Below are 22,618 nucleotides of genomic sequence, written 5' to 3'. Positions count from 1 at the left end.
ACCATGGCCGACTATCCTGCCGAACTGATTCACGAGCGCACCCTCTTCGATGGCAGTCAGGTCACGATCCGTCCGATCCGTCGCGAGGACACACCCATGGAGCAGGATTTCGTGCGCCACCTGTCGCGCGACTCGCGCTACGCGCGCTTCATGGTCACCCTAACGGAGCTGCCTGCCAGCAAGCTGAAATACCTGACGGAGATCGACTACGAGCACCATCTCGCTCTGGTGGCGGTGGTACGCCGCGACGGCTGCGAAGTCGAGGTCGGCGTGGCCCGCTATGTCGTCGGACCGACCGCAGACAGCTGCGAGTTCGCCGTAGCGGTCGATGATGCCTGGCAAGGCAGCGGCGTGGCGGGCGTGCTGATGCTCGCACTGATGGACGCCGCGCGAGCGCGGGGGCTGAAGAGCATGGAAGGCTTCGTTCTGGCCTCCAACCACAAGATGCTCAAGTTTGCCGGCCAGCTCGGATTCGAGGCTCACCGCGTGACCGACGATCCCCAGACGATCCACGTGTGGCGGGCCTTGCAGCCGGGTCAGCCGATGACCAAAGGGGAAACACCCCAGCAGGCCAGAGAGCGGGCAGGCGGGCCGCGAAACGGCGACATTGGACCGCAGCATGCCTGACCAGCCCCGAGTGCGCCGAAGGACCGATGTCATGGACGACATGCCGATCACGACCGACGAGGTGTTTGCGGGCCTGTCCGCGCAGACCGTCGTCGAACTGGAATCAGTGGCGCAGGTCGTCGAGCAGCACGTCGGCGAGCCCTTCCTCGTCGATCGCCAGCCGTTTGGTGAGCATCGCGCCCGCGAGTGTGTCGTCCCACAGCGCGCTGACGGCGGCGTCGTCGAGGGTGCGACCTGGGCGTGGCGCGCCGACGACGGCGGCGAGATAGTCGGCGGTCGAAAAGCGCCACGGCCGGGCTTCGTGCTCGCGGACCATGTAGTTGCCGATGCGCAGGCCCGGCCAGTCGAAATCGCCGTGGTAATGCAGCATCGCTCCGGCGGCACGCAATTGCGTGAGCAGGGTGCGCTGGGCTGCAGCCGGCATGCCGTCGGTGCACACCAGCGGTGCACAGCGCGGCCCCAGCTGGTCAGCGGCGATCGCGAGCAGGTTCGGGTTCTCGCAGACGAAGACCGGGCGATCCATGACAGCCCAAGCCGGTGGCGATCGTACCAGGCAGCGCAGCGAGAGATAGGCCGGTTCGCCCGATCCGGCGCACGTCGGCCCGGGGAGGTTGAGGGCCAGCGCCGGTCGTGCCAGTTCGTTGACCAGCACGCCGGCCGCGGCCCACAGGTCCCGTGCCCGTTCGCCGTCGCCGTCCTTGTCGTTAGGGGCTGCGGCCCCATGGCGTAGCGCCGCGAGGACCAGCGTGCCGACCGGGCTGCCGGCGTCGAGTGCGTGCGCATCACCGAGCGCGGCAACGGCCAGCTGCGCCCGCGGCATGCCCGCTGCGGGCAGCCGCCGCAACACTTGATCGGCGTCGAGGACCAGGCGGGTGCCGGCCTCGGACAGGCTGGCACACAAGCGCTTCAAGAGTCCGAGCCCGATGGATGTCTGGAGCGCCGAACGCAAGCCGGGGTGTTCGCAGCCCTCGACCACCTGCTGCCATTGCGAGCGAACCCGCAGGCGTTGGGCCGCCGTGTCGATGATCGGTCCGTCGAGCTGCTCGAGGGCATCGCGCAAGGACAAGGCGAGACCCGCCCGGGCGAGCGCGGCGTCGATCCGCGCCACGTCGATCTGCATCGACCGCACATGGCGCGCCGGGCGGCCGGCGAGCGCCGCGAGGGCGGCATGTTCGGCTTCGCTCAGCGCGCCCAGACGCAAGATGTCGGCCGGTGCGCCGCGCTCATAGCGTTGGCGCAGCCGCTTGCGCAGCCCCGCGAGGGTTTCGCCGCCGAGCAGCCGTTGCAGGCGGGCGTCCATGGTCATTCAGGCGGAAAGCGTCGATCCGGGTCGTCTTCACGCCGCCGGGCGCGACCATCCCAGGTCCAGCGGGAAACATGCACCGCATCGACCCCTTCGCGCCGCTGCAGCTGGCAGATCGCCACGCCCGGCAGCTCCGCGTAGCAGGCCCACTCGCGCTCGCTGGTGATGACGAAATCGAGGTCGAACTCGTGGATCAGGCCCATGCAGTGCGCGCGGGCGGCATCGTCGATGCCGGCGAAGGCCTCGTCGAGCAGCACCAGGCGCGGCGCGAAGGCATAACCCCCCTGGCTGTAGTAGCTCGACACCGCGGCGAAGAGCGGCACCGTCAGGCCGAGCGCGCGTTCGCCGCTCGAGGCCGGGCCGGAGAGTGGGCGCCACTCGCCGTCCTGCCAGCGCTGGACGCGAAAGCGGTGCCAGCGCCGGTAGTCGAGGGCCTGGGCGAGCTGTTCGAGCAGGCTGCCGCCGGTCGCGTCGGCCCGCATGCGTTCGGCGGCGATGCGTTGCTGCAGCATCTCGCCGACCACCCGCCGGTCTTCGGCCGACCACAGATCGGTGCTGGTGTTGAGCAGCCGCTTGCGCGCAGCCTCGAGGCCGACCGGTGCGCCTTCGCCGCCCTCCGGCAGCGGCTGCCACAGCAGGCGGAACTTGACGCCGGTCGATGTGGGGCGCTTGTGCAGTTCCTTGTTGATCGCGTCGACCTGGCGCTCGGCCGCCTGCATGAGCCGCTGTACTTCGGCGGCGATCTCCGCCTGCAAGTGGTTTTCGAGCAGCGTGCGCTCGCGCGCCGTCAGCAGTTCGCGACGCTGGGCGATCTCGGCGTCGAGTCGGGCGGTGAGCTGGTCGGGGCGCTGCGGGCGGTTCTGATAGACGACGCTGACGACCATGCCGTAGTCGCTGGTGTCGGCCTGCGCCTGCTGGCCGAGCGCGGTCAGCGCGCGACCGAGTTCGCCGTAATCGTGCGAGATCTGGCTCTGGATGCGCGTCCACGCCTCGTCGTCGTCGGCCACGTGCGCCAGCGCCTGCTCGGTGCGGCGGGCGAGGGTGAGCGCCGGCTCGATCGTCCACGGTGTAGCCAGGCCGGGCAGTTCGGCATCGGGCAGCGCCGCGGACAGCAAGCCGGTGGCGGCGAAGCCCTGCAACTGTGCGATGGCGCGCTGGCGTGCATCGGCGCGCTCCTGCAAGGTGGCGTCGGCGTCCTGCATCTTCTGCTCGCCGCGGGCGCGCGCTTCGCCGGCCGCGCGCCAGGCTTCGCCGGCGGCTTTCGACTGGCTCTCGCCCGCGGTCACTGCGTTGCGCGCCTCGCGCAGGCGCTGGTGGAGTTCGTCCACCTGGGCGCCGATCGATTCGCGCAAGGTGGCGAGCCGTACCTGCGCATCAAAGGCCTGCAGGCGGCGCTCGGCGACTTGCTCGGCGAGCTGGCGCGCATCGGCCTCGGCTTCCTCACTGCGCGCCTGCTGCTGCGCCAGTTCGCTCGCCGCCAGCCGCAGTTCGTGCGCCGCGTGGAAGAGCGCGTGCAGGGCTTCGCCGAAGTGCGCGAGTGCGACGCCAACAGCATCCAGCGCCGCGGTGGTCGTCGGCAGGCGCAGGTCCGCCGCGTCCGCCGCCAGGGCGTCGCGGCAGGTTTGCAAGGCGTCGGCCGCGATGCGCAGCTGGCGTTCGGCCTCGTCGAGCCGACTGCGGGCGGCCTGGAACTCGCGTTCGCGCGCCGCGGCGTCGGCGTGGGCGGTGCGTAAGGCCTCGTCAGACGGTGCGCCCTGCCATTCGGCGGCCGCCCGGGTCTGGCGCTGCGCGAGCGCGGCGAGGTCGAGGTCAATCGCCCGCAATGCCTCGGCGATCTCCTGCAGACGCAGCGCGATCTCGGCGAGTCGCCGCGCGCGGGCCGCGGCACGAGCGGCGTAGCCAATGTAGGCGGCCTGCGGCTTGTGCCAGGCCCCGGCCAGTGCGCCGAGGCGAAAGCGGCCGTCGGGCGCGATCCAGCCTTCGGCCTGGCCGTCGTCATCGGCGGCGCAGGAGATGCCTTCGAGCAGGCGTGTCAGCAGCGCGGCATCGACGTCGGCGGGTGCTGCGCCGGCGGCCGGTGCCAGCCACGCGGCGAGGGAAGCGCCCTGGCGCGGCCGCTCGAGCCACTGGGTGTCGTGCAGCGGCGCTCCGCCGGCGGACTGCAGCCGGCCGTCGGGGGTGACCCAGGCGTCGAGCAGGCCCGCCGCTTCGAGCGCGGCTTCGAGGCCGGCCCGCTCGGCCGCGCCGACGTGCTCGCGAAAATCGACCAACTGCCACAGCGGCGCACCGGCGCGCTGCGTTCGTGCGTCGGCAGCACGGGTAGGCGGCACCGGCGGCGTGGCATCTTCACCCTGCACCAGCCGCTCGCGCTCGGCATCCAGCGCGACCTGTTCATCGCGCAGTGTCTGCTGCGCGGTGAGGTGGCCGGCGCGCAGCTGTGCCAGTACGTCGGCGGCGCGCTGCTGGGCTTGCAGCAATACGGCGCGGGCCGGATTGTCGCCTTGCAGGCTGCCGACCCACAGCGTCAGGGCGGGCAAGGGCGGATCAATGACCTGCAACTCGGCCAGGCTCGCGAAGTGCGCCTGCCAGGCCTCGATCAGGCGGCTGCCTTCGGCCTCGACCGTGGCGTCGGCCGCGCTGCGCCGGGCCGCGACGGCTTCGGTCTCGTCCAAGCGTTCGTCGCGGGCTTCTTGCCGGTGGGCATGCGCCGCCTCGGTTTGCACCGCGTCGCCGACGCGGCGCTGCACCAGCGCGAGCTGCTCGCGCCGCGTCGCCGTGGCGCGGCGCAGATCGTTGCGGGCGGTGTCGAAGGGCAGGGTGTCGAGCGTCGCCACCTCGGCTGCCGGCAGCGCCGCCAGTGGATTGAGCTGCCACGGCTCGCCGATGCCGCTGGCCAGTGCGCCGGCGGCGGCCTCTTCGCGCGTCGCGGCGAGGGATTTTTCGGCCAGCGTCCGGCGTGTGCTGCGTTCCTGCAGCGCGCGGCCTTCACGCTCGAAGCGGGTCGCCGCCTCACCGGCCATGCGCGTCGCGGTGGCGAGGTCGGCGGCGCGTGCCTGGGCGTCGCGTTCGGCCTGGGCCAGGCGGTTCGCGTCCTTCATCGCCGGGTCGGCCTGCAACTGCTCGAGCCGGGTGCGGCCGGCCTGCAGTGCGGCTTCGGCGGCCTCGGCGCGGCTGCGCGCCTCACTCTCGGCGTCCCGCGCGACCTGCCAGGCAGCACGCGCTTCGTTGAGGTTGCGGCTGGCGCCGTCGTAGCCGGTTTGCGCGCTGCGCAGGGCGCGGGACTGGCGCCGCGCGTTGGTCGCGGCATAACGCTGGTAGCGCTGGTTGAACGTTCCGACCGCTTTCGCCAGGAGTTCGTAATCCTGCAACTCGCGGCGGTATTCCTCGAGCTGGTTCAGCGCGTCGGCGACGTCGGTGAGCAGGTCTGCCGACATTGGCGGCAGCGCCTCGGTCAGCGCATCGGAGAGGTTGCCTTCGTCGGGCTTCTTGGAGAGCTGCGGCTGGCGCAACTGGACCAGCGTGTCCATCAAGGCCGCATAGCGCGCGGCCCCGAGCTGGAACAGCCGCTCGTCGACGGCGCGGCGGTAGGCGGTGGCGGTATCGAACACCTGGCCGTGATCCTGCAAGGACTCCTTCAGCCGCTCGCGGGTAAGTACGTTGCGCGCTGGGCTGGTGAGCCACAGGTCTTCGCCGATGCGTCGCCTTTCGAGGATGAAGAACCACGCATCGACCTGTGCCCGCGCCGCCACGGCAGAGAGTCCGCAGCCGAGGGTCAGATAGTCGGGCTCGCCATCGTCGGCGATCCGACCGAATTCGATCCACGCATAGCCGATGCGCCGGTCGAGCTTGCCGAGCAGCAGGTTCCACGCCATCTTCTTGCCGGCATCGCCGTCGGGCTCGATGCGTGAGGGCTTGAGCTGGGCATCGAACAGGAACGGCAGGGTCAGCGACAGCACCTTCGACTTGCCGGTGCCGTTGTTGCCGCGCAGCAGCAGGTGGCCGTCGCGGAACCAGAATTCCTCGCTGTCGTAGTGAAAGAGCTCGACGAGGCCGAGTCGCAGCGGTTGCCAGCGGGCCAGCGTAGGCACCGGCAGTGCCGGGCGGGCGGCGGCGGCCGGCAGAGCGGGCGCAAGGTCGATCAGGGTATCCGGAGAATCCAAGGGGCAGGTCATTTCAGTCTCCGCCGAGCCGCCTCAAGGAGACTGAAGCCCCCTCGGGGGGGTGAGGCAGGGGTTTCGCGGCGCAATGCGCCGTGCCTGCCGAACGGGTCGGCTGTGCAAAGCCGACCCTCCTCGAACGAAGTGAGCGTGGGGGTTGTTTCATCTGAGCCTCTTGCAAAAGGAGCTCTGCGTGGGGGATTTTTTGCGGCGGGAGGCAAAGGCGGAGAGGGCGGGCGGCCATTTCTGGCATGATGCGGTTACCAAGCCAAACATCATAACGCCCGCCCTATGCATGCTACCCAACGCAAACTGATCCTGCAACGCTGGAACGTGATTCAGCACGAACTGCTGCCCGAGTTGCAGAACGAGGTGGGGGCGCTGACGCCGAAGCTGGAGCGGGTCATCCACACCCTGGAATGGGTGCGCATCGAGGAATTCACGGCGACGACGTGGTGTGGCGTGGGGCGCCCGCCCTGTGAGCGGGCCTGGCTGGCAAACGCTTTCGTGGCGAAGGCGGTGCTGGGACTGACGACCACGGTGGGGCTGATCGAGCGCCTGATGGTCGATCGTGTGCTGCGGCGCATCTGTGGCTTCCCGCCGTGCCGGAAGCTGCCCTCCGAAGCCACCTTCTCGCGCGCCTTCGACGAGTTTGCCGAGAGGTGTCTGGCCGAACGGGTGCATGAGGCGCTCATCAAGGAACACCTCGGGGGGGCGCTGATCGGGCACCTCAGCCGCGACGGCACCGCGATCGAAGCACGCGAGCGCCCGGCCCACACCAGGGGTGCGGCGGCGACACCGGCGCCTGCGGCCCAATGGTCCCTGATGGCCGAGGAAGAAACCCCCGCGCCAACGCCCCCGGTCCCCGCGAAGAAACGCGGCCGCCCCCGGCGCGGCGAAGTCCGTGCCCCCGCCAAGGTTTCGCCCATCCAGCGCCAACGCCAGCAGAGCCTCACGCAGATGCTCGAGGACATCCCCGCGGTGTGCGACCGCGGCACCAAGTGCAATGCCCAGGGGTACAAAGTCAGCTGGAACGGCTACAAGCTGCACCTGGACACCGCCGACTGTGGCGTGCCGATTGCGGCGCTGCTGTCGTCGGCCTCGATGCACGACAGCCGCGCCGCCATTCCTTTGTCGCTGATCAGCGCGCAGCGTGTCACCAATCTCTACGACGTCATGGATGCCGCCTATTGCAGCTTCGAGTTGCATGAGCACTGCCGCAGCCTGGGCCATGTCCCATTGATTGACCACAATCCGCGCGGCGGCAAGAAAGAGGCGTTCGAGCCGGCCGACGCGATCCGTTACAACGAACGCACTGTCGCCGAGCGCAGCAATGCGCGGCTCAAGGATGAGTTCGGCGGTAACTCCGTCCGGGTCAAGGGCGGCACCAAGGTCATGGGGCACCTGATGTTCGGTGTCCTGGCGCTGTCCGCCGACCAGTTGATGCGATTGCGACAATGACACTGCGCACCGCAACGCCTGCCCTGACATCACTGCCATCAATGAGGCAGGACTCCCTGCGTCAAAAAATCGCAAAACCATGCCAATGACCTAGCCGAAAAGCCCTGCCGACGCCGCCAATGCGAAAATCGCGCTCCCGGCGAGCGAACGCCTCACTTTCACATTTCCGAAGTCGGACTTTTGCAAGAGGCTCATCTCAATCGAACAGGTTGCCGGTGGTGGCGGGTGCCGCCGGCTTGATCTCGGCCTCGCCGACCGCAAAACGCGCCAGTGCCGGCAGCGTTCGCACCTGGGTGCCGTCGCGCATCACCAGCTGCAGGCGTTGCAGGCGTGCGAGCGCCGTCGCCGCCAGCTCGTGCTCGGAGCCGGCTTCGCGGGCCGATTTGCGCCAGAAGCTACCGAAGCGTTGGCGGGCAGAGGCGATGAACGCGGCGACCTCGGCCTCGCTCACGCTGGTGGCCGTGCGTGCGGTCAGGAACTCTGCGACCAGCAGGGTGACATGCGCTTCGGTGCCTTCGGCCGGCATCGCCACGTCGGTCAGCTCGCCGTCTTCGTCGGCCAGCGCGAGGCCTTCGGCACGCTGTTCGGCCACCAGCCCGGTGGCTTCGCACAGGCGCGCGGCCATGGTGCCGCGCTGGTTCATGAAGTAGGCGCGCAGTTCGGCATCGAGGCGGTCGAAGTAGATCACCGGGTCGTCGAGCAGCCGGCGCGCCAGGTGGTGGCGCAGGGCCGTGCGCCGGCCTTCGTCGCTGTCGGGAACGTGTTCCGCCACCAGCGCGGCGAGCCGCGCTTCGAGGGTCGCCGGCGCTTCGTCCGCCGGCCACGTGGATGGGCCGCGCGATGCCGCGAGCACCCCCGCGAGGAGGCGCCGCTGGACGTCGTAGAGCGCGTCGTGCAAGGCGTCCGATCCTTCCGCGCCGCCGCGCACGAAGCCCTCTTCGTCACCGGCCACGCGCTGCAGTACGCCGAGTTCGAGCAGCGTTTTGCAGACGGCGACCAGTTCGCGCCGCTCGTGCTGCGCCTGGAGCGTGAACGTAAAGCCGAGCGCGGCGAGGTCGGGGTCAGCCGCCAGCGCGAGCAGCCGGTCACCGAGGACCCGCAGCGTGATCTGCGGATCGGCCCGCTCCAGCGCCGCGCAGGCGAGGCACAGCAACACGTAGCGGCGCCGCTCGTAGCCGGGCAGCCCGCGTGTCGCGTCGTCGAGATCGGCGGGGCGCTTGTACAGGCGCGCCGCATCGCGTTCGATGTGCAGGGGCCAGCCGGCCTCGCGGACGAACCACTCGCGCAGCGCGTCGGCATGGCGGCGCACGGCGGCGAACCCGCCCTGCGCGGGCGTCATCAGCGGCGTCATCAGCAGGGCTCGCAGCGCACCGGTAAACTCCTCGCGCTGGTGGCGGGCCTGCTGCTCGCCGATCGCGGCGCTGTCGAACTTCATCGGCGTCATGGCGTGGCGGTGATCGTGATGTGGTGGTCGCGGCCGGCGAACACGCCGGCATCGGTGGCCACTTCGGCATGCGTGTGCGCATCCAGCGGCTCGAGGCGAATGCGCAGCAGGCCGTCGCCGGTTTGGCGCTCGACCACGTCGTCGGGCGAGGCTTGCGCGGTCAGGGCCTCGCCGAGCAGGCTCAGCAACAGCGCAAAGGCGTGCGGGTCGAGCCGCCCGATCTCGGACAGACGCATCCTGCGGCCCGTGGCCAGGCGCTCGCGTGCGGCGTCGACCTGCCGGTGCTCTTCGTCCAGTTGGCGGGCGAGCAGGGCGCGTTCCTCGTTGCGCTCGCGCACCCTGGGTAGCGGACCGCGCGGGGCGGCCTCGCCGTACTCGCGCAAGCGTGGATGAATGCGCAGCGGCGGCGCCTCGGCCCACGGCGTGGTGGCGGGCAGTTCGTGGCCGGCGCCCGGCTTCAGCGAGAAATGCCGCGCCGGGTTGAGGGCGAACGCGGCGCGGCCCAGGCGGTGCGCCTCGTCATCGTCGGCGCATGCCGCGAACCAGCCGGCCAGCACGCGGAAGTCGGCCGAACGATCGCTGCGCCCGCTGCGCCGCTCGTTGAGCGCCGCGACCGCCGCCAGCAGCTGCGGAATCGCCGCCCGCGCCTTCGAGCGCAGCACCTCGGCCTGCGGCGGTTCATGCTGCGTGCTGACGAACCAGCCACGCAGGCCCTTCCAGCGTTCGCGCCAGGCCTGCTGGCGCTGCGCGAGCGCGTCGGCCTGCGCCAGTGAATCGCCGGGCGCCGCGTCGCGCGCTTCGCGTTGCGCGGCCGCCCACAGCAGCGGATCGATCCGCAGGTCGAGCAAGGTGATGTGCTGCGCGATCTCACCGGAGCGCCCGACCAGGTCGCCGATGAAACGTTCGAGGTAGTCGATCAGCCGCTTCTTGTAGGCCACCACCGCGGTGGCATCGGCCTGCTGCAGCTCGATGCTGCGCGCCATGCCCGCCATGAAGGCCTGGGCGTTGTCGGCCAGACTCTCGAACACACGCACCAGATCGCGCAAGGTTTCGTGCACCTTCGCCGCATCGGGCGTCGACGCGTCGGCGAGTGCGAGCAGGGTCTTCAGCCGGCTGGCGATGTCTTCGAGCGCAATGGTCTGCAACTCGGCCCGCCGGCCGAGCGCCTTGGCGAAGGCGGCGAGCGCCGTCTCGACCGCCTCGCCACCATGCGACAGGCGGTAGAGGAAGCGGGCCCGGTAGAAGTCGCCGATGCTCGCTACGCGTGCCGTGTCGGGTTGCGATTCGAGGTTGCCCCAATCGACGAGTTGGGCGAGCGCGACCTGCACCTCTTCGAGCTTCGGTACGCCATCGGTCCACCGGGCTTCGGCCAGCACCTCGTCAGGTCGCATGTGGAGCCTGAACTGGCGTTTTGCCGCGGCGAAGCTCTCCATGATGCTGCGGTAGATGCCGGCCTTGTCCGCACTGACGTGTCGGAACAGCTCGGCCGATGTGCCCGTGAATAGCATGGATTGGATTCTGAGGGTTTTCTTCGTCCGATGTTGGCAACAATGCGTGCGATTGTCGAGTATATGCGTTCCCGCTACCGGGTTGACACCCCGGTGCCACTTGCGCCAGTCCCAAATTGGGACTAAAGTGATTTTGATGCGAGTGATAGCCGTCTCCACACTTCGAGACTTCTGGAAACTTCATCCGGACGCCGAGCAGCCTTTGAAGGCCTGGTTTGAGGAAGCGACCAAAGCGTCCTGGACTCAGCCATCGGACATCAAAGCGCAGTACGGCAGCGCCAGCATCCTCAAGAACCGGCGCGTCGTTTTCAACATTAAAGGCAACGACTACCGGTTGATCGTGGCGATCGCCTACAGGTTGCAGATCGTCTACGTGAAATTCGTCGGTACCCACAAGGAATACGACGAAGTGGACGCAGAAACCGTTGAAATGGTCTGAGTGACCATGGAGGACCACATGGACATCCGCCCTATTCATACCGAAGTCGATTACAAGGCGACGCTGAAGGAAATTTCGGCCTTGATGGAGTTCGACCCCGAGCCGGGTACCCCGGAGGGAGACCGCCTGGATATCCTGACCACCTTGGTGCAAGCCTATGAGGCCAAGCACTTTCCCATTGGCGCGCCGGATCCGGTCGAAGCGATCAAGTTCCGGATGGAGCAAAGCGGCCTGTCGGTGAAGGATCTGGAACCGTTCATCGGCCGGAGCAACCGTGTCTACGAAATCCTGAACCACAAGCGCCCCTTGACACTGGGCATGATCCGTAGATTGCACCAAGGCCTGGGCATTCCGGCCGAGGTTCTGATTGCCGAGACCGTTGCGGGCTGACTTGATGATGCTGGCGCGAGATGCACTTGTCTCGACTTCCGCTCCCAGCCGGACGGCATGTTGACGGTATCGCCTACGGTATCAGCGGAATGTCCAAAAAGTATGGCCGTTGATGAGGTAACGAAGCGGCTGAAGCCATCAGTGCAGAGGGTTCTGTAAGGAACTTGGCGAGCATGCAGGCCGTAACATGAGTGAACGCCGAGCAGGCCTCGAAAAAGAGTACTGCGGAAGCCGACCCGCCTCCAATTCGGGGAAGGCCGCTGTCACAGTGGAAGGTGAGCGGAAAGCACGCGAAAAACTGAGAACAGCATAGTCTGGCCCGGCGGCAGGCCCACTGCTATGACGCGCTGGGCCTTTGCCAGGGCTATCGTCGTATTGCCGCTGCCGGGGCCACCGGTGACGAGGACTGGATGACACTGGCTCCTATACGCCGATCACAAAGTGGATCCTATATGCCGGTCGCTGACACCCGGCAGGCTCCCCTACGACAGGAGCAGCGGCGTGGCTGCGACCAACACCAGGGCCCCCCACGCGAGCACGCCGAGGCTGATGACCTGGACCGCGACGTCGCTGGCATTCACGTCCTCTTCGACGCCGAGCAGCCGTTCGACACCGTGGTGGATCAGGACACCCGATGCGAGAAGCGCTGCGAACGCGATGAGCACGACAACCCAGATTTCACCGGCGAGCAGCGCCAGCGATGAAAGCCACAGCGGCACCGGTGCGATCCCCGCCACCGCATACGCGCCGCCCAGATCGCCGCTTGCCCCCTTGGCGACGCAGCCCCTGCGGATCACTCCGGCCATCAGCGGAACGCTGATCTGCTCCGCGATGAAGAACAGCAGCGCACCCAGCATCCAGGCGCCGAACGGTGCGCCCGGAAAGACGGTAGCGCCGACGCCCGATGCCGCCTGCAAAATCATCACCGGCGGAAGGATCGACAACGGCAACACGAGCATCAGGAACAGCTTCCTCTGACTCGGGTGCCTGCGCTGCACATCGTCCCAACCGCGATGGGTCGAAAAGAGCATCATCGGATATTGCATCAGATTCATGGTTCTCTACTCCTTATGCCGTTTGGACCCTGGGGCGCGCGGCGCGCCGAGTGATGCACATTCCAGCAGGTGCAGTTGGAATACTACTCGGCGCTTCTGGAATCGCAAGGAATGAACGCACGCGGGGCAATCGCCGCTTCCCGCAATCCGAAGCGAAAACGGGGCGATGCCCGTGACTGGCAGCTGCACGCACGTTTGTACGCTGTCGATCTTGGCACTGTCGAACGAGGTTGCGCAGAGGGCCGCCAAAGACTACGATGTGTATATAGTAATGGAATGATACACATCATGCGTACCAACATCGTGATTGACGACAAGCTCATGAACGAGACACTTCGCGCAACAGGACTGAAAACCAAGCGTGAAGCGGTGGAGCTTGGCCTTCGGACGCTGCTTCGCCTTCGACAGCAGGAAGAGATTCGCCGGTTTCGCGGAAAGCTCGACTGGCAGGGAGATCTTGACGCGATGAGGACGGACAAGTGATTTTGGTCGATTCCAGCGTTTGGATCGACTATTTCCGGGGAACCGTTACGCCCCCAACGGAAAAACTGGACTCGTTGCTTGGGGTAGAACCCATTGCCACAGGGGACTTGATTCTGACCGAGGTGCTGCAGGGCTTCACGAGCGAGCGCGACTTCAATAAAGCCAGAGCACTCATGACTTCGCTGATCGTGGTTGACCTGGGAGGGCAAGAAATTGCCATTCAAGCAGCCAGGAACTTTCGTTCGCTGCGAGCTCTGGGAGTAACGGTGCGAAAAACGATTGATGCCGTGATTGCGACCCGATGCATAGAAAGCGGGCTGGATTTGCTGTACAGCGACAGGGACTTTGAGCCGTTTGTCGAGCACTTGGGCCTCCGATCCGCCCTCACCGAAATCTAACGACGGAGGTCAGAGGTAGGCAGACAGCGCAGCTGGCTGCTTGTCCGCTGGGCCGGATTGTCTGGCGCTTGCTTCATCGAGCGTTCGTCCCCGCAGGGTCGGATTGCCGCTCCCAGGGCTCGATCTGCCCCTGACGAACGACAAAGAGAGGGTGACATTCCGGCTCATGACAACTGCGCCAATGTTCGTAGAGTGCAGGACTGCGCCTGGACAGCTTCTGCAGCAGGTGCCGCCACTCGTATGAGATTTGCCCATCCGTGACTGGCAACTGCACGCACGCTTGCACGCTGTCGATCTTGCTGCTGTCGAACGAATAGCCGCGCGCGACGGCCTCGCTATACACCCCGGCGAGATACGTGCTGATGGCGCAGACGGGGGCCGCATGGCTGCGGAAGCGGTCCAACTGCGGATGATTGCGGTAGCCCTTCGTCTCGCCCCGCAGCACGGCACGGGCGAGAAGCGCTTCCCGCCACAGCGCGACCAGGCCTTGCGGGTCGAGATACCTTGGATGCAATGACCAGAGTCGCATGGGGGTGTCGAATGTGGAGGTCACCGGCGCTGCGCCGCTTTATCGCGTAGCGGCGGGTGGACCGCAGGGTTATGCCTCGGTTTGCGTAGTAACGCAAATTCTTGACTTCCACAATTACTGTTACCACAATAAAGCCGATGAGCACGCACATTCTTTGGGATGAAGCCAAGCGGCAAGCCAACCTCAACAAGCATGGGTTGGTCTTCGTCGATGCAGTGATGGTGCCGGAGAGCCCCTATCGCCTCGATGTGGAGAGTGCGCGAAGCAGCGAACAGCGGATACAGTCGTTCGATGTGCTGGCAGTGCTGACGGTGGTGCATACGGTTCGCGAAGATGCCCTGCGGATTGTCAGTTTCCGACCAGCGAGTGAAGAGGAAAGGAGCGCTTACCATGGCTGGCTCGAAGAGGACTTCAATGGCAACCAATGAGATGCACGCCACTCGCAAAGGCGGCGAAAGCAACACCGACTTGGCGAAAGTACGAGCCGGGACGCCGTATGTCTGGGACGGCAAGAACGAGGACGAACGGCCGCTGACACGTGAAGAAATGCAGGCCGGAATCGAGGCGTACCGTAAGCAACGTGGGCGGCCCACTGGAAGTGACAAAGAGTCGACTACGATTCGTTTCGACCGAGACGTCCTCGCCGCCTTCCGTGCCGCTGGCCCCCCGAGTTCGACAGTTCAGGCCCAAAATGCCCGTTTTTGAGAAACCCGCCCCAGTAGTCATGCGGGTTTCAGCCCGTTTTTCCCAAAAGTCTTGTGGTGGCACGTTTGTAACATAAACTACCTTTCTTGACGGCGGATGCAGTACTGCTAAAGTGGCGGCATGTTCGTCAAGATCACCACCTCCGGCGGCCGCCGCTACGTCCAACTCGTCGAGTCCTACCGGGATGATGCCGGCCGGGTGAAGAAGCGCACTGTGGCGACCCTTGGCCGACTCGACCAGGTGGGCGGTGAGCTTGATTCCGTGATCAACGGACTGCTCAAGGTCTCCGGCCGAGAACCCCTGGGTGAGCGCCCTGCACCCCCTTCGGTCGCGTTCGAATCGGCCCGCGCGCTGGGCGACGTGTGGGCCCTTACCGAGCTGTGGAAGGAGTTGGGCTTCGGGGCGCTGCGTCGCGTGTTTCGCCGTACGCGCCACACGACCGATGTCGAGGCGCTCATCCGCGTGATGGTGCTCAACCGCCTGTGCGATCCGGACTCCAAGCTCGGCGTGCTGCGCTGGCTCGAGACGGTGGCGCTGCCCGAGGTCGACGTCAAAACCGTTACGCATCAGCAACTGCTGCGCAGCATGGACGCGCTGATGGATCACCAGGCGGCGGTCGATGCGGTGGTGACCGGCCTGCTGCGCCCGCTCGTCGATCAGGACCTGTCGGTCGTCTTCTACGATCTCACCACGATCCGCGCCGAGGGATTCACGACCGTGGCCGGCGACGTGCGCGCCTTCGGCATGGCGAAAGAGGGGCTCATTGCCCGCCAGTTCATGCTCGGCGTGGTACAGACGGCCGACGGGCTTCCGATCTACCACGAGGTGTTCGCGGGCAACGCCGCGGAGACGACGACGCTGCTCCCCACGCTCGCCACCGTGCTCGAGCGCTTCCCCGAAGTGCGCCGGCTCATCCTCGTGGCCGACCGCGGGCTGCTGAGCCTGGACAACCTGGAGGCGTTGGAGGCGGTGCGACTGGCGAACGGCGCACCGCTCGAATTCATCATCGCCGTTCCGGGCCGGCGCTATCACGAGTTCGCCGAGTTGCTCGACCCCTTCCAGCGCGCGCACTGCGCGCAGGCCGCCGAGGAGGTGACCGGCGAGCTCGCCTGGCAGGCGCGCCGGCTCATCATTGCCCACGATCCGGCCACAGCGGCGCAGCAGACGGCGCGGCGCAACGAGCAGATCGCCGCGCTCGTCAGCCAAGGCGAGCAATGGGCGGGCAAGCTCGTCGAGCAGGACGGCGGGGTCAAGCACCGCGGGCGCAAGCTGTCGGACAGCGGCGCGAAGGCGCGCTTCTACCACGCGGTGTGCGAAGCGCATCTGTCCAAGATCATCCGCGTCGATCTCAAGGCCGAGCTCTTCTGCTACGAGATCGATGAGACGGCCCGCGGACTGGCCAAACTCATGGACGGCAAGCTCCTGCTCGTGACCAACGCGCAGGAGCTCGCCCCCGCCGAGGTCCTCACCCGCTACAAGGCCCTCGCCGACATCGAACGCGGCTTCAAGGTGCTGAAATCCGAGATCGAGATCGGGCCGGTCTATCACCGGCTGCCCGAGCGCATTCGCGCGCACGCCTCGATCTGCTTCATGGCGCTCATCCTTCACCGGATCATGCGCACGCGCCTTCGTGCGGCGCACACCAGCCTCACCCCCGAGCGCGCGCTCGAGCAACTGCATCGCATCCAGCATCACCGCGTCCGACTCGGCGGCTCCGAGCCGGTAACCGGGGTGTCTTCCATCAACGCACACCAGAACGAGGTCCTCAGTGCCCTTCGGGTGAAAAAACCGGTCGCACCGCAGCAGCTGACGCTGTTGTAGGGGCACGTTTGAAAATCGTGCTTAACTAAATCAGATAGTTACGAGATTAACTGTCGAACTCGGGTGGCCCCGGCTGGCAGACACGCATGAATGCGGCGCTACGCGACTGGCTCAAGACTCACTCCGCAACGTAATGTCTGGGGCATAACGTGGCGCTTCAGCGGACGGCAAAATGTGCAGCATTTTGACGGTCCGCTGTAAGCAGTTGTTGACCGGGCTTGTTCAACAATCGGTTCATGTCGTGGCTCGCTTCGCGATCACGACATAACCTTAATCGTTAGGCTGCTGCCAGCGACTGAGTGATGTTTGTGACACGTGGGTTATCCAGTATGTTGCGCCGAAAGATCAGCACGTGACTATTGCTGTGCTTTGAGAAGCGGCTCAACTCAGCGACGACCTCAATGGGAATCAGTGCTGCGTAGAGAACGGAGAGGTTGGTGTCATATGCAACCGCTGCCAAAAAGTCAAATGGCCTTTGGTCAAGGTTGCGAATTGCGCTGAGCTGCGGCGAAGTATTGTGCGCTGTGAGCCGACGCCCTTTGATCTGGTATCGACGCCCACTTGGATCAGTAGCATCGAAGCCAGCTTGCGATTGACCCACAAGCGAAAGCCCGAGTACTTTTGATACCAAGGATTCAGTGTAATCAGCAACAGGATTATTTGAACTGCGAATAACGCCTCGCTCCTTGAGCGCTGACATGAGCAAGCAATAATTTGAAAGGAGCTCTTTGTCACTGAGCCCTGACCAGCGAGATTCTGGCTGATTGAGCTCGATCACGATTCCTCCAAAGTGCGCCTCATCGGCTCGGCATGGGTGGCCGTCTATGAAGCAGTCATGGCTATCGTATTTGCTTTTATTGTCTGCAATAGCAGCGCCGTAACCGCCAGATAGACCAAGATTAAAGAACTCCAGGAGCCGGCCGTCAGCTGATGTGGCCCTTGCCGCGCAGCCTCCGCATACATAGCGAGGATAGCGAGCGACCGCTTCTAAGGTTTTTCCGCAAATTGGACATTGATGCGTCATTGCAACCTAACGTGCTAGGTAAGGGGCGCTGCGCGACGCTTTATCGCGCAGCGTCCAGCGACCGGAGGGAGCGGCCTTGACCGGAATGTTAGGCATATGTGCGGACCAAGAAATACCCAGCAAGCGGGACAACTGCAAAAAGTACCAGCACACCAAGGCAGCCGGAAGGGGCGCCGCCGTTGCCCCGAGATGAATACTGCTCACGTGCTTGGGGGGGCTGACTTTTAAGCCACTTGCCATGACAGGTTTGGCAGAAAAACTTGGTTTTGTTGTTGCGCCAAGCCTCGATAGTGCGCTCTGTGTGTCGTGAGATTGCCCCGCAGCGTGCACATTGAAAATGCTTCTCCTTGGGCTGAGGTTTGGGAAGAAGCTTGCTTACAAAAGACAGCACAAGCACTGCAACAACTACGGCACCGAAGATTAGTTCAGGAGACATGGGTTCTATATGCCTAACGTATGGTCGACACCAAGTGTCGGGATAAAAGTGCTATCGGACACTGCGGATATCCCGCCGGCCGCTGACAAGCCGCTGTTTTGCAAGGTGGCATTCTGGCTCCCATATGTCATGGTGTCCGATATCGTGGAGAATCCGTCCTCCCTCTCTCCGTCCCCCTCGCCCGTTGCAACCGGGGCGCCGCGGCTGCTCGATCTCGTGCGCGAGCGCCTACGGTTGAAGCATTACAGCGTGCGTACCGAAAAGGCGTATCTGGGATGGATCAGACGATACATCATTCATCACGGGCGGCGCCATCCCGCCAACATGGGCAGGCGCGAGGTCGAGGCGTTTTTGACGTCGCTCGCGGTCGAGCGCGACGTGAGCGCGGCGACGCAGGGGCAGGCGCTGTCGGCGATCCTGTTTCTGTACCGCGAGGTGCTCGAGCAGCCGCTGCCGTGGCTCGACGAGGTGACGCGTGCGAAGCGGCCAGCGCGTCTGCCGTCGGTGCTGTTGCGTGCCGAGGTGCAGCGCCTAATCGCGGCGGCCGACGATCCGCTGAACCTGATCGTGTCCCTGCTGCATTGACCCGAACTGCGGAGCGCCATGAGGCACGCTCAATTCACTCGTGGCACGTCTTCGCTCTCACTGAAGGCAAGCGGCCGCCCAGTGTTCGAGAGCTACGACAGCTGACTCGGCTTCTTCGGCTGTAACGTTCGGAGCGTGCACGCCGAGGTAACGAAACTCGACGGCGTAGGGGGTCAGGCGCGTGAGCAGGTCGCGTGACACAGGCAGATCAATCTGATTCTGCCCGGAGAGCGCGGCGAGTTCGAGCAGATCGTGGGTGCGACGGAAAAACACGCCCCGTTGCACGAGAACTGCCTTGATGAACTTTTCCGCCGCCTGTTGCGCGTGGAACAGCATCGACTCGTGGGGCGACTCGGCCGACTTGCGGAGTATCAGGAAGGTCGTCCGGTCGCGCACCGCTGCGCGAAAGATTTCATTCGCCTGTTCAGTGTGCGGATTCATAAAGCACCCGGCCTTCGCGCGCCGCCCAATACACTGGGGTGCTCCACCAATCCTTGCGCTGCGCGAATTCCGGTTCGGTCAGAAGCATGAGGTCCACGCCGACGCCGAGGCTGCCGAGGGCGTCGCGAAGACACATATATTCTGCGGTGGCGTCGGGGATTTCGCGCTCGATCATCATGAGGTCGAGGTCGGATTCCTCTGTCGCGTCGCCGCGAGCGTAGGAACCGAAGACGATGACTCGCGTTGGCGCATGAGCCGCCCCTACCAGCCTCCGCACGGCCTTAGAGATCGATTCGTCGGTCAACATTGTCGTTCCTCGCGAGGGCTGTGGTGCTGAACGGCATTTTACGCTTTCACCGCCTCGAGCAGCTCCTTCACCCCCTGCACGCGCTGCTTGAGATTCGGCAGGCTCGCCTTGCGGATCAGCCGATCCGGACCGGACATCTTGGTGTTGCGGTCCTTCTGGATCAGGAAGATGACTTTTGCGGGGTCGATCGGCGCGTCGGAGTCGAACTGGACGCTGATCTGCGCGTCGCTCGCGTCGAGCTTCGCGACGCCGAACGGTTTGACGAGCAGGCGCAGGCGGTGGGTCTCGATCAGCGCCTGGGTCTGCGGCGGCAGCTCGCCGAAGCGGTCGATGAGTTCTTCCTGCAGGTTGCGCAGGTCGCCGTCGGATTCGCAGTTCGCGAGGCGCTTGTAGAGCGTCAGGCGTTCCTGCACGTCGGGGCAGTAGTCGTTCGGCAGCAGCGCCGGGGTGTGCAGGTTGATCTCGGAGACGACGTCGAGCGGCTGCGTCAGGTCCGGCTCCTTGCCGGCCTGCAGGTCGCGCACCGCGCGCTTGAGCATTTCGGTGTACAGGCTGAAGCCGACCTGCTGGATTTCGCCGGACTGGTTTTCGCCGAGCACTTCGCCGGCGCCGCGGATCTCGAGGTCGTGCATCGCGAGGTAGAAGCCGGAGCCGAGATCTTCCATCATCGTGATCGCTTCGAGGCGCTTCTGCGCGAGCGCGGTGGGCTTCGCGTGGGCGTCGGTCAGGAGATACGCGTAGGCCTGGTGGTGGCTGCGGCCGACGCGGCCGCGCAGCTGGTGCAGCTGGGCGAGGCCGAAGCGGTCGGCGCGGTTGATGATGATGGTGTTGGCGGTCGGGATGTCGATGCCGGTCTCGATGATCGTCGTGCACAGCAGCAGGTTCGCGCGCTGCTGCGTGAAGGTGCGCATCACGCGTTCGAGCTCGCGTTCCGGCAGCTGGCCGTGGCCGATGACGATGCGCGCTTCGGGCAGCAGTTCGGCGAGGTCGTCGCGCACGTTGTCGATCGTGTCGACCTCGTTGTGCAGGAAATACACCTGTCCGCCACGCTTGAACTCGCGCAGCACCGCTTCGCGGATGATTCCCTTGCTGTGACGGTGGACGAAAGTCTTGATCGCGAGGCGCTTTTGCGGCGCGGTCGCGATCACCGAGAACTCGCGCAGGCCTTCGAGCGCGAGGCCGAGCGTGCGCGGAATCGGCGTCGCGGTCAGCGTCAGGATGTCGATCTCGCTGCGCAGCTGCTTCAGCATTTCTTTCTGGCGCACGCCGAAGCGGTGTTCCTCGTCGATGATGACGAGGCCGAGGCGCTTGAACTTGACGTCCTTCTGCAGCAGTCGGTGCGTGCCGATGATGATGTCGACCTTGCCTTCGGCGAGCTGTTTCAGTGCGTCGGCCTGTTCCTTCGCGCTCTTGAAGCGCGACAGTTCGGCGATGCGGATCGCGAAGTCGGCGAAGCGGTCGGCGAAGGTCTGGTAGTGCTGTTCGGCGAGCAGCGTCGTCGGCGTCAGCACGACCACCTGTTTGCCGTCGGCGACGGCAACGAACGCGGCGCGCAGCGCGACTTCGGTCTTGCCGAAGCCGACGTCGCCGCACACCAGCCGGTCCATCGGCTGGCCGGATTTCATGTCGGCGACAACCGCGTCGATCGCCGCCTGCTGGTCGGGTGTCGTCTCGAAACCGAAGCCTTCGGCGAACGCGTCGAGGTCGTGCTGCTTGAAGTCGAAGCGATGGCCGGGGCGGGCGGCGCGCTGCGCGTACAGCGCGAGGAGTTCGGCCGCGGTGTCGCGCACCTGCAGCGCCGCTTTCTTCTTCGCCTTTTCCCACTGGCCGGAGCCGAGGCGGTGCAGGTCGACCGCTTCGGGGTCGGCGCCGGCGTAGCGGGTGATGACGTGCAGCTGCGACACCGGCACGTAGAGCTTGTCGCCGTTGGCGTATTCGAGATGCAGGAACTCGGTCTCACCCTCACCCAAGTCCATGTGGATCAGGCCGAGGTAGCGGCCGATGCCGTGCGACACGTGCACGACCGGGTCGCCGGGCTTCAGTTCGGACAGGTCGCGCAGCCAGCCTTCCATCGTCGCGGCCTTGCGCGCGTCGCGGCGCACGCGGGTGCGGCCGGTGGTCGCGTAAAGCTCGGACTCGGTGACGATCGCGATCTTCGCGCCCGGCAGCAGGAAGCCGTTCGCGAGCGGCCCGACGCCAAGCGCGAGCGGCTCGCCGGATATGAGGAAGCCGGCGAAATCCGCGCTGGCTGCCGGCCGGAGGCCGTATTCGCCGAAGAACTCGGAAATCGTCTCGCGCCGTCCCGGTGCGTCGGCGAGCACGAGGACGCGGCCGCCGCCGCGCGCCCAGTCGCCCACGAGGAGATCCTTCAGGCGATGCAGTGGATCGGTCGCCTTGCGTTCGACGGAAACGTCGGGGAGGGGAGTGGCGGCCGGTGACACCTCGCGGGCGGCTTCGGCTGAAATCTGGATCCGCGGGCGGTCCTTCAGCGCAGCGAAGAAGCTTTCCTGGCCGAGGAACAACGCCTCGGGCGGCAGCACCGGGCGGGTGCGGTCGCCTTTGAGGAAATCGTGGCGCGAGCGGGTGTCACGCCAGAATTCGTCGATCGCGGCCGGCACATCGCGGTGCAGCACGATTGCCGCGTCGGCTGGCAGGTAGTCGAACAGCGTCGCCGTCTCGTCGAAGAACAGCGGCAGGTAGTACTCGATACCGGCCGGTGCGATGCCGTTCGACACATCCTTGTACAGCGACACGCGCGACGGGTCGCCTTCGAACGCTTCGCGGAAGCGGCTGCGAAAGCGCGTGCGGCCGGCGTCGTCCATCGGGAATTCGCGCGCCGGGAGCATGCGGATCTCCGGCACCGGGTAGACGGTGCGCTGCGTGTCCGGGTCGAAGGTCTTGATGCTCTCGACCTCGTCGTCGAAGAGGTCGATGCGAAACGGCAGCGGCGCGCCCATCGGGAACAGGTCGATCAGCCCGCCGCGCACCGAGAACTCGCCCGGGCTGACGACCTGCGTCACGTGCGTGTAGCCGGCGACCGCCATCTGGGTGCGCAACTGGTCGACATCGAGCTTCGCACCCTGCTTCAGGAAGAAGGTGTAGGCGGCGAGAAAGGCCGGCGGGGCCATGCGGTACAGCGCGGTCGAAGCGGGCACGAGCACGACGTCGGCCTCGCCGCGGCTCACCGCGTAGAGCGTCGACAGGCGTTCCGAGATCAGGTCCTGGTGCGGTGAGAAGCTGTCGTAGGGCAGCGTTTCCCAGTCCGGCAGCAGGTGCGTGCGCAGCGCGGGCGCGAACCATGCGATCTCGTCCTGCAGGCGCTGGGCGTCGAGCGGGTTCGCGGTCACCAGCAGCAGGCAGGGGCCGCGCGTCGCGAGTTGGGCGATCGCCAGCGCGTCGGACGAACCGGCGAGCGCGGGCAGATCGAGCCGCATGCCGGGCTTCGGAAGGGAAAGCGCCGTGAGCTGGGGCAGCAGGGGGTCGAGCGGTCGGGACATCGGACGGG

The 22,618-nt window shown here is 65.9% G+C and carries 21 protein-coding genes; 11 read left to right on the top strand and 10 right to left on the bottom strand.

All coding sequences use genetic code 11. The annotated features are described in order from the left end of the window. The first annotated feature begins 3 nt into the window (after positions 1-3). Positions 4-627: a GNAT family N-acetyltransferase gene (locus pbN1_RS19940; RefSeq protein WP_169202092.1), complete on the top strand. Its 624-nt coding sequence runs from the start codon at positions 4-6 to the stop codon at positions 625-627. Positions 628-730: 103 nt separating this feature from the next. Here the strand turns inward: pbN1_RS19940 and pbN1_RS19935 are convergent, their stop codons facing one another. Both pbN1_RS19935 and pbN1_RS19930 read right to left on the bottom strand, forming a co-directional pair. After that, positions 731-1,927 (bottom strand): TIGR02679 family protein, encoded by a 1,197-nt coding sequence (locus tag pbN1_RS19935; protein WP_244857048.1) that lies wholly within the window; start codon positions 1,925-1,927, stop codon positions 731-733. Between the two features lie 2 nt (positions 1,928-1,929). Further along, positions 1,930-6,102 carry a TIGR02680 family protein gene (locus pbN1_RS19930; RefSeq protein ID WP_169202094.1) on the bottom strand — a complete coding sequence of 1,391 codons (4,173 nt, stop codon included), beginning with the start codon at positions 6,100-6,102 and terminating at the stop codon, positions 1,930-1,932. Between the two features lie 276 nt (positions 6,103-6,378). Between pbN1_RS19930 and pbN1_RS19925 the strand changes: the two genes are divergently transcribed. Beyond that, the gene (locus tag pbN1_RS19925) at positions 6,379-7,548 is read left to right on the top strand and encodes a transposase (RefSeq protein ID WP_169204314.1); all 1,170 of its coding nucleotides are present in this window, start codon (positions 6,379-6,381) and stop codon (positions 7,546-7,548) included. 196 nt (positions 7,549-7,744) lie between these two features. Here pbN1_RS19925 and pbN1_RS19920 read toward each other — a convergent pair whose 3' ends face one another. Together pbN1_RS19920 and pbN1_RS19915 are read right to left on the bottom strand one after the other, a co-directional pair. Further along, on the bottom strand, positions 7,745-8,992 hold the full coding sequence (locus pbN1_RS19920) for a TIGR02678 family protein (protein WP_244857047.1): 1,248 nt from the start codon (positions 8,990-8,992) through the stop codon (positions 7,745-7,747). Continuing rightward, a complete protein-coding gene (locus pbN1_RS19915; protein WP_169204195.1) occupies positions 8,989-10,500 on the bottom strand; it encodes a TIGR02677 family protein in 1,512 nt (503 codons plus the stop codon). The genes pbN1_RS19920 and pbN1_RS19915 overlap by 4 nt, the downstream gene beginning before the upstream one ends. Positions 10,501-10,636: 136 nt before the next feature. Here pbN1_RS19915 and pbN1_RS19910 point away from each other — a divergent pair, with 136 nt between their 5' ends. Both pbN1_RS19910 and pbN1_RS19905 read left to right on the top strand, forming a co-directional pair. Next, complete coding sequence (locus pbN1_RS19910; protein ID WP_169204196.1) at positions 10,637-10,939, top strand: type II toxin-antitoxin system HigB family toxin; 303 nt, start codon at positions 10,637-10,639, stop codon at positions 10,937-10,939. Between the two features lie 18 nt (positions 10,940-10,957). Further along, positions 10,958-11,329, top strand: a complete 372-nt coding sequence (locus pbN1_RS19905) for a helix-turn-helix domain-containing protein (RefSeq protein WP_169204197.1) — start codon at positions 10,958-10,960, stop codon at positions 11,327-11,329. Positions 11,330-11,811: 482 nt separating this feature from the next. Here the strand turns inward: pbN1_RS19905 and pbN1_RS19900 are convergent, their stop codons facing one another. Then, the gene (locus pbN1_RS19900) at positions 11,812-12,384 is read right to left on the bottom strand and encodes a YIP1 family protein (RefSeq protein ID WP_169204198.1); all 573 of its coding nucleotides are present in this window, start codon (positions 12,382-12,384) and stop codon (positions 11,812-11,814) included. A 288-nt stretch (positions 12,385-12,672) separates the two neighbouring features. On the opposite strand from pbN1_RS19900, the gene pbN1_RS19895 reads away from it, so the two are divergent. Continuing rightward, entirely contained in the window at positions 12,673-12,867 is a 195-nt protein-coding gene (locus pbN1_RS19895; protein ID WP_169204199.1) for a type II toxin-antitoxin system VapB family antitoxin, read from the top strand. Then, a complete protein-coding gene (gene vapC / locus pbN1_RS19890; RefSeq protein WP_169204200.1) occupies positions 12,864-13,265 on the top strand; it encodes a type II toxin-antitoxin system VapC family toxin in 402 nt (133 codons plus the stop codon). The genes pbN1_RS19895 and vapC overlap by 4 nt, the downstream gene beginning before the upstream one ends. A gap of 73 nt (positions 13,266-13,338) precedes the next feature. Here vapC and pbN1_RS19885 read toward each other — a convergent pair whose 3' ends face one another. After that, entirely contained in the window at positions 13,339-13,818 is a 480-nt protein-coding gene (locus pbN1_RS19885) for a pyrimidine dimer DNA glycosylase/endonuclease V (protein ID WP_244857046.1), read from the bottom strand. Positions 13,819-13,931: 113 nt separating this feature from the next. On the opposite strand from pbN1_RS19885, the gene pbN1_RS19880 reads away from it, so the two are divergent. The 4 genes from pbN1_RS19880 (at position 13,932) to pbN1_RS21180 (ending at position 16,454) form a co-directional block, all read left to right on the top strand. Then, positions 13,932-14,222, top strand: a complete 291-nt coding sequence (locus pbN1_RS19880; RefSeq protein ID WP_169204201.1) for a BrnT family toxin — start codon at positions 13,932-13,934, stop codon at positions 14,220-14,222. Further along, the gene (locus pbN1_RS19875) at positions 14,209-14,499 is read left to right on the top strand and encodes a BrnA antitoxin family protein (RefSeq protein ID WP_210147594.1); all 291 of its coding nucleotides are present in this window, start codon (positions 14,209-14,211) and stop codon (positions 14,497-14,499) included. Before pbN1_RS19880 ends, pbN1_RS19875 begins: the two co-directional genes overlap by 14 nt. 120 nt (positions 14,500-14,619) lie before the next feature. Then, on the top strand, positions 14,620-16,320 hold the full coding sequence (locus pbN1_RS19870; protein WP_169201070.1) for an IS1634 family transposase: 1,701 nt from the start codon (positions 14,620-14,622) through the stop codon (positions 16,318-16,320). 50 nt (positions 16,321-16,370) lie between these two features. Beyond that, positions 16,371-16,454, top strand: a complete 84-nt coding sequence (locus pbN1_RS21180; protein WP_210147780.1) for a BrnA antitoxin family protein — start codon at positions 16,371-16,373, stop codon at positions 16,452-16,454. 143 nt (positions 16,455-16,597) lie between these two features. Here pbN1_RS21180 and pbN1_RS19860 read toward each other — a convergent pair whose 3' ends face one another. Next, a complete protein-coding gene (locus pbN1_RS19860; RefSeq protein WP_210147593.1) occupies positions 16,598-17,098 on the bottom strand; it encodes a hypothetical protein in 501 nt (166 codons plus the stop codon). 691 nt (positions 17,099-17,789) lie between these two features. Here pbN1_RS19860 and pbN1_RS19855 point away from each other — a divergent pair. Further along, a complete protein-coding gene (locus pbN1_RS19855) occupies positions 17,790-18,365 on the top strand; it encodes a phage integrase N-terminal SAM-like domain-containing protein (RefSeq protein WP_342343972.1) in 576 nt (191 codons plus the stop codon). Positions 18,366-18,422: 57 nt separating this feature from the next. Here pbN1_RS19855 and pbN1_RS19850 read toward each other — a convergent pair whose 3' ends face one another. Genes pbN1_RS19850 through mfd form a run of 3 tightly spaced genes read right to left on the bottom strand, consistent with a single transcriptional unit; the run spans position 18,423 to position 22,610 of the window. Continuing rightward, on the bottom strand, positions 18,423-18,806 hold the full coding sequence (locus pbN1_RS19850) for a HEPN domain-containing protein (RefSeq protein ID WP_169117077.1): 384 nt from the start codon (positions 18,804-18,806) through the stop codon (positions 18,423-18,425). Continuing rightward, positions 18,790-19,113, bottom strand: a complete 324-nt coding sequence (locus pbN1_RS19845) for a nucleotidyltransferase domain-containing protein (protein ID WP_169201068.1) — start codon at positions 19,111-19,113, stop codon at positions 18,790-18,792. Before pbN1_RS19845 ends, pbN1_RS19850 begins: the two co-directional genes overlap by 17 nt. A gap of 38 nt (positions 19,114-19,151) precedes the next feature. Further along, complete coding sequence (gene mfd, locus pbN1_RS19840; protein WP_169201067.1) at positions 19,152-22,610, bottom strand: transcription-repair coupling factor; 3,459 nt, start codon at positions 22,608-22,610, stop codon at positions 19,152-19,154. Positions 22,611-22,618: the final 8 nt, after the last annotated feature.

The sequence above is a fragment of the Aromatoleum bremense genome, assembly GCF_017894365.1.
In the GTDB taxonomy this organism is placed as follows: Bacteria; Pseudomonadota; Gammaproteobacteria; order Burkholderiales; family Rhodocyclaceae; genus Aromatoleum; species Aromatoleum bremense.
The sequence above is the reverse complement of the archived record's forward strand: the minus strand, read 5'-3'. Positions and strand labels throughout refer to the sequence as shown.